The organism is Mesorhizobium sp. M2C.T.Ca.TU.002.02.1.1 (assembly GCF_003997225.1).
Genome location: NZ_RZTO01001202.1, coordinates 1 through 1,285, shown reverse-complemented (window position 1 = coordinate 1,285; position 1,285 = coordinate 1). Strand labels below are relative to the sequence as shown.

The following is a 1,285-nucleotide window of genomic DNA, read 5'->3' as shown; positions in this document are numbered from 1 at the left end:
GGCCGCCTTCGATGCCTGGCAGGCCTCGCACATCACCGACTTCGAATGGCAGCGCTATTTCGTCAGCTGAGCCAGCAAACCATAGGCGCGTCACAACCCGGCGATCAGTTCCGCTGATCGCTGGGTCAAGCGAATTGGTGTGACAAGCGGGGCGACGCTCCCTACATGAGGCCGCCTAAAGAGCGTCGCGCTGAACGAATCCAGGCGACGCGCTTTAAGTGATGCATGTCGTTGTCCCAGAACCGCTGCGCACTTCTGGGCGACGTGCACTAGGAGCGGCTTGATGACGGCGGAAGCAATCTCTGAGAGCAGGGCCGGCGGCGATTTCTGGGATGGCGTGCGATTGTCCACGCCGGTCGTCGTCGCATCTGCGCCGTTCGCGATCCTGTTCGGCGCGATCGCCGTCGACAATGGTTTCTCGGTGCTCGAAGCCTTCCTGATGAGCGCCATGATCTATGGCGGCGCCAGCCAGATGGTCGGTATCGAGCTGTTCGGCCAGCACGTCGCGCCATGGCTGATCGTGCTGTCGATCTTCGCGGTGAATTTCCGACATGTGCTCTATTCGGCCGGCATCGGCCGGCGCATCGCGCATTGGCCGCTGCTGCAGCAGGCCGCCGGCTATTTCATCCTGACCGACCCTCAATTCGCCATCGCCGAGGCGAGGGCGGAGTCCGGCCGTCCCGTCGGCTTCGTCTGGTATCTGGGGCTCGGCCTGCCGGTCTACGTGTTCTGGGTGATCGAAAGCGGGCTGGGCGCGGTCTTCGGCAAGATGATCCCGGACACGCATGCGCTGGGCATCGATTTCCTTTTGCCGATCTATTTCCTCGGCCTGGTGCTCGGCTTCCGCAAGCGGCCGCTGTGGGCCCCCGTCGTCGCCGCCAGCGCCGTCGCCTCGATCATCGCCTATCGGACTGTCGGCTCGCCCTGGCATGTCTCGATAGGTGCGCTCGCCGGCGTTCTCCTGGCGGTGATCCTGCCGCCGCATCACAGCGGCGTGGGCAAGCGGCCATGAGCACCACCTTCTGGATCATCCTGGCCGGCGCGATCGCCACCTATCTGACCCGCGTCGGCGGCCACCTCGTCATCTCGCGCTTCGAGACCATCCATCCACGCGTCGAGGCGGGCTTGAACGCCGTGCCGGCCGCGGTGCTGACGACACTCGTCGCGCCGGAGCTGCTGCATGCCGGACCGGCGGAATGGGCGGCGCTGATCGTCACCGTGCTGGTGTCGCTGCGCGGCGGGCTGATGGCGATGTTCTTGGCGGGCGCGGCGGGTTTTGGCGTGG

The 1,285-nt window shown here is 65.5% G+C and carries 2 protein-coding genes; both read left to right on the top strand.

Annotation, left to right across the window (positions count from 1 at the left end; genetic code table 11):
- Nucleotides 1-283: 283 nt before the first annotated feature.
- Nucleotides 284-1,012 (top strand): AzlC family ABC transporter permease, encoded by a 729-nt coding sequence (locus EOD07_RS34740; protein WP_071031695.1) that lies wholly within the window; start codon nucleotides 284-286, stop codon nucleotides 1,010-1,012.
- A partial coding sequence (locus tag EOD07_RS34735; protein ID WP_164772860.1) for an AzlD family protein occupies nucleotides 1,009-1,285 on the top strand: 277 nt, incomplete at its 3' end. The genes EOD07_RS34740 and EOD07_RS34735, both read left to right, overlap by 4 nt.

What these genes read in the sequence shown, in the direction of transcription:
- EOD07_RS34740 (WP_071031695.1), top strand. Translation starts at nt 284, where the DNA reads ATGACGGCGGAAGCAATCTCTGAGAGCAGGGCCGGCGGCGATTTCTGG.